We start from the raw sequence: 6,357 nt of genomic DNA, 5'->3' as shown, positions 1-6,357 counted from the left end.
ACCTTCGTGGTCAGCCCGCCGCGGGAACGCCCGATCTCATGGTGGGCCGGTTCGCCGGCCGGGGCCCCTTTTGACGGGCCCCGGCCGCATTCTGGTGGGCGCGCACGATCGTGGAGTCGACCGAGACGACCCAGTCCAGGTCGCCCTCCGCGTCGGCCTGGGCGAGCAGCGCCGTGAACACCCGCTCCCACGTGCCGTCGATCGCCCAGTTCCGCAGCCGGGTGTAGACGCCCTTCCATGAGCCGTACTCGGCGGGCAGGTGCACCCACTGCGAGCCGGTCCGAAACTTCCACGCGATCGCGTCGATCACCTCCCGATGATCACGCCAACGACCGCCCCGCTTCGGCGTCCGGTCCGGCAACAACGGCTCTATCCGCGCCCACTGCGCGTCAGTCAACGGCACGACCAGACCAACGATCCGATGATCGGAAAGAAACGCCCTAGCCCGCGGGGTGCGGGCGGCGGGCGCCTGCGAACTCGTTGGCCCAGCGCGGGATGTCGAGGACGTTCTCGACGCGGGCGACGAGCGTGCCCGTCCGCTCGGCGTGGATCATCGCGCCGTCGCCCGCGTAGATCCCGACGTGGTGGAGGATCGCGTCCGGGCGGGAGAAGAAGATCAGGTCGCCCGGGAGCATGGCGTCGCGCGCCACCTCGGCGCTGCGGTTGAACTGCGCGACGGTGTAATGGGCGAGCTCGATCGTCCCGTGGCTCGCGAGGTACCAGCAGTAGAGGGACAGGCCGCTGCAGTCGTAGCCGACGGTGTTCTCGCCGAGGCAGACCCCGTCGAGGTAACCGTTCTCGCCGTCGCAGAAGCCGTAGCTCGCCCCGAGGCGGTCACCGCCGCCCCACGCGTACGGCACGCCGATCTGCGCGGCGGCCACCTCGGCGACGCGCCGCCCGAGTGCGGCGGCAGCCATGGGCTCGGTTGCGGCAGGGCCGCCCGGCGCGGGTCCGGCGCTCGCGGCGGCCGACGCCCCCAGGGCGGGAACGAGCCCGGCCCCGAGCGCGATCCCCAGCATCCGGCGCCGGCCTACGCCCGAACCGTCCTCGTGGTGCGGCAGTTGGGACTCCATCGCTTACTCTCCCGGTGTTGTCGGCGTCTCGTCAGATCTCAGGGCACCAGGATCCCGGCCGGAAGTATCGGGCCGCTATCACCCGGAACGGTGAATCGCGAACCGCATCGGCCTTGGAACGGTGGGAAATTCGCCCACAAATCGTTTGACGCCCCATCAGGTGCGGCCAACGATGGGCGCAAAGGTTCGACCGCGACCCCCGGAGGCCACCGTGACCAGCGCCGTCAAGCTCATCCGCAGCACTCGCCTGACCCCGGCCGTCGACTACGCCTACGCGGCGGCCGTCGACGCGCCGGTCCGCACGCTCTGGCTCGCCGGCGCCTGTCCGCTCGACGAGAAGGGCCGGACGGTCGCCGTCGGCGACTACGAGGGCCAGGCGCACCAGGTCATGCGGAACCTCATAACCGCCCTGGAGGACGCGGGCGCCGCACGGACCGACATCGCCCGGACGACGGTCTACGTCGCGTCCTCCCGCCAGGCCGACCTCGTGAAGGTGTGGAACGTGTACCGCTCGTACCTGGCGGAGCACGACGCCCCCAGCACGCTGCTCGGCGTCGCCGTGCTGGGCTACGCGGACCAGTTGGTGGAAGTGGAGGCGGTGGCCGTGCTGCCCTGAAGCCGTAACTCTCCTCGGGTGCTCAGCCGAAGATGGCGCGCGGCTCGCCGGTGAGCCACACGTTGTCGATCCGCACCCGGTGCATCAGCCAGCGGTCGCCGTCGCGGCGCAGTTCGACGTCGTAGCGGTTCTTCAGCAGGGCGTGGGTGGCGGGGTCGGCCGTCAGCACGTGCTGCGCCTCGACGAGGGAGGTGAGCCGGGCCCGGTCGCCGTCCACGGTGATGCGGGAGTTGGTGACCTGGTGGGTGGTGGTCACCCGCCCGGCGAACATGCCGAGGATCGTCGTCACGATGTGGTCCCGGCCGGCCATCACGGGCGGTTCGGCGTCCCACGCGGCGGCCGCCGGGCGGAAGTCAAGTTCGGCGTCCGGGGTGAAGGAGGAGGCGAACAGCTCGCGGTCGTGGAGGTCCTGGCCGAGGCCGAAGCGGAGGAGGGCGTCCAGGATCTCGGCCCGGTCGCGCAGTTCGGCGGCGACGGCGGCCGGGTCGGCGGCGGGTGCGGCGAGGGCGCGGTCGGTGGTGACGTACATGGTGCAACTCCCTGGGAGGTGGGGGATCTTCGGCGATGGCTCCACCCTCCTGCGGGAGCGGTCGGACGATCAATGAGAGGCTGTGCAACGATCGTGAAGCGAGGGTTAATGATGTAGCGGGGGAAGAGGCGGTACGGAGTGCTGGAGCGGCACGAGATCGAGGCGTTCCTGGTGCTCACCGAGGAACTGCACTTCGGGCGGACGGCCGAGCGGCTGCACGTCTCGACCGCGCGGATCAGCCAGACCGTACGGAAGCTGGAACGCCGGGTCGGCGCACCGCTGTTCGTCCGGACGAGCCGCCGGGTGGAGCCGACGGCGCTCGGGGCGCAGCTGGCGGAGGAGCTGCGGCCCGCGTGGGAGGCGGTGGGCGCCGCCGTCCGGCGGGTCGCCGACGCCGGGCACGGCCGCACCGGAACGCTGCGGGTGGCGTTCGCGGGCCCGGCGGCGGGGCAGCTGCTCGTCGGCGTCGCGGAGCGCTTCAGGGGACGGCTGCCCGACTGGGAGGCGACCCTCCGGGAGGCCGAACTCGTCGACCGCATAGCCCTCCTGCGGGCGGGCGAGGTGGACCTGGTGTTCGCGGAGTACCCGCTGCGCGAGCCGGACCTGGTGCCGGGCCCGGTCCTGGTGAGCGAGCCCCGGATGCTCGCCCTGCCCGCCGGCCATCCGCTCGCGCAGCAGGATGTCGTCACGCCGGAGCAACTGGCTGACCTCCCGCTCGTCCAACTGCCCTCCGCCGTCCCGGAGTCCTTCCGCGCCGACCGCACCCCGGCACGGACGCCGAACGGGCGGCCGATCTCACCCGGCCCGGAGGGCGGCACGCTGAACGAGATTCTGACCCTCGTCGGCGCTGGCCGGGGCGCCTTCCCGCTCGGCGCCCAGGCCCGCCGCTACCACCCCCGCCCCGACGTCGCCTACCGCCCGCTCGCCGACGCGCCCCCGGTGCAGTGGGGCCTGCTCCACCACCGCGACCGCCCGACCCCCGTCACCGAGGCGTTCAACCGCGCGGCCCAGGACCTCCTGGGGGTCGATGGCTAGTAGTGCTTTCCGGTGAGCTGCGGGGTCAGGTTCCGCTGAGCGCGGTCTCGATGAGGTCGCGGGCGGCCGTGCCGTAGACCGCGGACGGCTGGAGGCGGTCGAAGGCCTTGCGGAAGACCGCGAGTCGGTCCGAGTCGGTGATGGTCTCGCCGCCCCGGAAGCCTTCCACCTCCACCCTGTGGTCGTCGAAGATGGCGAATCCGTCGCCCGGGTAGACCAAGAGCCGGGCCCTGGCCGGCACGATCCCGAGCGTGAGGCCGGGGAGGGAGAGCGCCTCGGTCAGCCTGCGGAGCTGACCGCGCATCACCTCCGGGCCGCCGATGTTCGTGAGCAGGGCCTGTTCCCCGAGGAGGACGTGGTAGGTCCGGCCTTCCCGTCCGATGAACTGGGCGCGGGCGGTCCGGGCTGTGACGCCGGCCTGGATGTCGTCAGGGATGCCGTGAAAGTCGACAACGAGTCGGAGCATGGCTTCGGCGTACTCGGCGGTCTGGAGGTTGCCCCAGACGACGTCCGGCGAGTAGCCGACGTAGTGCCGGGTTTTGCTGACCAGGTCCAGGAAGGACTCCTGCACCGGACCGGTGCCCTGCTGGAGGAGGTCGTCCCAGTTGCTGTCGGCTGAGCTCGATGCGGTCGGCATGCCGGCGATTCTTCCAGTGACTGATGACCGCTGTCAGCGAGTTGAGTCCGCTTGTGGGGCGGCGCCGGCCCCGGTGGACAGGGCCGCGCAAGGGGCTGCGGCCGGATCGCCCCTGCATGATGCGAGGGCACGGGACCAGTGCAGGCCCGGCCAGGTGCCGTAGGGCATTCCTGGTGCGGTTGGTTCGTGCGGGTTGGGCGTAGGACAGTTCCTCGCCGGTTGCGGGGCAGAGGTGCTCGCCGTGCGCTCACCTCGGCATAGGCGCGAGGTCAACCAATAGTCGTCGTGTACTCGGCAGATTGACTTGTTGTATTCGCGTCAAGTGGCTGGCGCCAGCCCTGATGGTCCACGCGGAGTGGGCGCTGGCCGCGCTCGACGGCCACGGCCTCGCCCCCGAGACGATGCTCGACCTGCACGTCCTGCTCTACAGCCACGTCCACGTCATCGCCGTGCACCTCGAACGGGAGGCGCAGGCCGAGGCGGCGGCCGGCCTCAGCGAGGACCAGTGGATGGACCGTCAGGCCCCCGCCTTCGCGGCGATCACCAGTGCGGCCCGGTACCCGGTGTTCACCAGGATCGCGAGCGGCTGCCGGACGGCTACGACCTCGACCTGGACGCGCTGTTCGAGTTCGGCCTCAAGCCGCTGCTGGACGGCATCGCCGTCATGATCGAGTCCCCGCCGTCGAATCGTGCACGTACCGGGGGCTAGCCCCACCCCCAACCGGGCGGGTAGCAGCATCGTCGCAGCCGGGCGACTCCGGGGAAGGTGGGAGCAGCGAAACACCGCTGCTTTTCCCGACAAGACCCTGGAGTTGGCACGTGCTTGAGCAGGCGCAGCACAAGGCCCGTCCGTCCCGGCGCTGGAAGGCCCTCGCGGCCGCGGTGGCCGTAGGCGCCCTGACGGTGGGTGCACTGGCTCCGGCCGCGGCGTTCGCGGCGCCCCGACCGGACACCGTCCAGCAGGGCCTCGACGCGCTGGCGCGGGACGAGGGCGTGCCCGGTGCGCTGGCGAGCGTCAAGAAGGGCGACGGCCGGGCCCGCAACTACACCGCCGGGGTCGCCGACCTGGCCACCGGCGCCAAGGTGCCGGTCGACGGCCAGGTGCGGATCGGCAGCAACACCAAGGTGTTCACGGCGGTGGTCGTGCTGCAGCTGGTCGGCGAGGGGAAGATCGCGCTCGACGAGCCGATCGAGACGTACCTGCCGGGCCTGGTCCGCGGGGACGGCATCGACGGCCACAGGATCACGGTCCGCCAGCTCCTCCAGCACACCAGCGGCATCCCGAACTACCTCAAGGCCGACCTCCGGCCCCGCTACTACGAGCCGCGCGAACTCCTCGACACGGCCCTTCAGTTCAAGGCCGAATTCGCGCCGGGGGAGAGGTTCGGGTACAGCAACACGAACTACGTCCTGGCCGGCCTGATCGCCCAGAGGGTCTCCGGCAGGCCCCTCGCGGCGGAGATCGAACGGCGCGTCATCGAGCCCGCAGGCCTGCACCACACGTACTTCCCCGCCCCCGGCGACGAGTCCATCGGCGAGCCGCACCCCAAGGGCTACTACCGGGACGCGCCGGGAGCGCCGCTGCGCGACGTCACGGAGATCGACCCGTCCTGGGGCTGGGCGGCCGGGCAGATGATCTCCACCAACTCCGACCTCAACCGGTTCTTCTCCGAGCTGCTCCACGGCGACCTCCTCAAGCCGGCCCAGCTCGCCGAGATGAAGAAGACCGTCCCCGCCGAGAAAATGGGCCCCGGCGCCGGCTACGGGCTCGGCTTGGTGAGCAAGCCGCTGCCGTGCGGCGGTGGCCTCTACTGGGGCCACGGCGGCAGCTTCCCGGGCTACGAGACCCGAGGCGGCGTCACCGACGACGGCAGCGCCGCCGCCGACATCGCGGTGACGACCCAGCCCTCCGACCCGAACACGATGAAGCACGTCGAGAGCCTCGTCGAAACGGCCCTCTGCCGCTGACGCCGAGACGCGGGCAGCGGCGCCGGGCGGCCGTCGGGGGCGGGGTCAGGCGGGCTGCCACAGTTCGATGCGATTGCCCTCGGGGTCCGTGACCCAGCCGAACCGTCCGACGCCCGCCATGTCCTGGGTCTCCCCGGCGACGTCCGCTCCCTTGGCGCGTAGCTGCGCGAGCATGGCGTCCAGGTCGCGGACCCGGAAGTTGAGCATGGTCCGCTGGGCGTTCGATCCGAAGTAGTCGGTTCCGGACTCGAAGGTCGCGAACACCGTCGGGCCGGTCTCCTGCTGCCAGAGGCCGTGCTCGTCGGCGTCCAGGCCGAGGCAGTCGCGGTACCACGCGTTGAGGGCAGCAGGGTCGGCGGCCCGCAGGAAGTACCCGCCGATTCCAAGCACACGTTCCATGGCGCCATCCTGCCAGGACGGCGACCGAAGCGAGTCGGGGCGTCGCCCCAAGCACACACAACCCGCCCCAAAGGCCGCAGCGGTGGCACCGGGCGGGGCG

Annotated in this window: 8 protein-coding genes and 1 pseudogene; 4 read left to right on the top strand and 5 right to left on the bottom strand. The window is 71.5% G+C overall.

Annotated elements, in window-relative coordinates; translation table 11 throughout:
* Nucleotides 1–409: pseudogene (locus ACFV4G_RS42425) on the bottom strand (IS5 family transposase); the annotation flags it as partial.
* 31 nt (nt 410–440) lie between these two features.
* Complete coding sequence (locus ACFV4G_RS42420; RefSeq protein ID WP_380448828.1) at nt 441–1,073, bottom strand: C40 family peptidase; 633 nt, start codon at nt 1,071–1,073, stop codon at nt 441–443.
* 172 nt (nt 1,074–1,245) lie between these two features.
* On the opposite strand from ACFV4G_RS42420, the gene ACFV4G_RS42415 reads away from it, so the two are divergent.
* Entirely contained in the window at nt 1,246–1,689 is a 444-nt protein-coding gene (locus ACFV4G_RS42415) for a RidA family protein (RefSeq protein WP_380448825.1), read from the top strand.
* 22 nt (nt 1,690–1,711) lie between these two features.
* Here ACFV4G_RS42415 and ACFV4G_RS42410 read toward each other — a convergent pair whose 3' ends face one another.
* Nucleotides 1,712–2,218, bottom strand: coding sequence for a nuclear transport factor 2 family protein (locus tag ACFV4G_RS42410; protein WP_380448823.1), 507 nt, complete (start codon nt 2,216–2,218; stop codon nt 1,712–1,714).
* Between the two features lie 138 nt (nt 2,219–2,356).
* Between ACFV4G_RS42410 and ACFV4G_RS42405 the strand changes: the two genes are divergently transcribed.
* Nucleotides 2,357–3,253: a LysR family transcriptional regulator gene (locus tag ACFV4G_RS42405; RefSeq protein WP_380448821.1), complete on the top strand. Its 897-nt coding sequence runs from the start codon at nt 2,357–2,359 to the stop codon at nt 3,251–3,253.
* Nucleotides 3,254–3,278: 25 nt separating this feature from the next.
* Here ACFV4G_RS42405 and ACFV4G_RS42400 read toward each other — a convergent pair whose 3' ends face one another.
* The gene (locus tag ACFV4G_RS42400) at nt 3,279–3,890 is read right to left on the bottom strand and encodes a DUF5753 domain-containing protein (protein WP_380448819.1); all 612 of its coding nucleotides are present in this window, start codon (nt 3,888–3,890) and stop codon (nt 3,279–3,281) included.
* A gap of 341 nt (nt 3,891–4,231) precedes the next feature.
* On the opposite strand from ACFV4G_RS42400, the gene ACFV4G_RS42395 reads away from it, so the two are divergent.
* Together ACFV4G_RS42395 and ACFV4G_RS42390 are read left to right on the top strand one after the other, a co-directional pair.
* Complete coding sequence (locus tag ACFV4G_RS42395; RefSeq protein ID WP_380448817.1) at nt 4,232–4,558, top strand: hypothetical protein; 327 nt, start codon at nt 4,232–4,234, stop codon at nt 4,556–4,558.
* A gap of 151 nt (nt 4,559–4,709) precedes the next feature.
* The gene (locus ACFV4G_RS42390) at nt 4,710–5,858 is read left to right on the top strand and encodes a serine hydrolase domain-containing protein (protein ID WP_380448815.1); all 1,149 of its coding nucleotides are present in this window, start codon (nt 4,710–4,712) and stop codon (nt 5,856–5,858) included.
* Between the two features lie 45 nt (nt 5,859–5,903).
* Here ACFV4G_RS42390 and ACFV4G_RS42385 read toward each other — a convergent pair whose 3' ends face one another.
* Nucleotides 5,904–6,257 carry a VOC family protein gene (locus ACFV4G_RS42385; RefSeq protein ID WP_380448812.1) on the bottom strand — a complete coding sequence of 118 codons (354 nt, stop codon included), beginning with the start codon at nt 6,255–6,257 and terminating at the stop codon, nt 5,904–5,906.
* Between the last annotated feature and the right edge of the window lie 100 nt (nt 6,258–6,357).

Source organism: Kitasatospora sp. NPDC059747 (genome assembly GCF_042732955.1).
Lineage (GTDB): Bacteria > Actinomycetota > Actinomycetes > Streptomycetales > Streptomycetaceae > Kitasatospora.
Note: the sequence above shows the minus strand (reverse complement) of the source record. Positions and strands in the feature narration are given on the sequence as shown.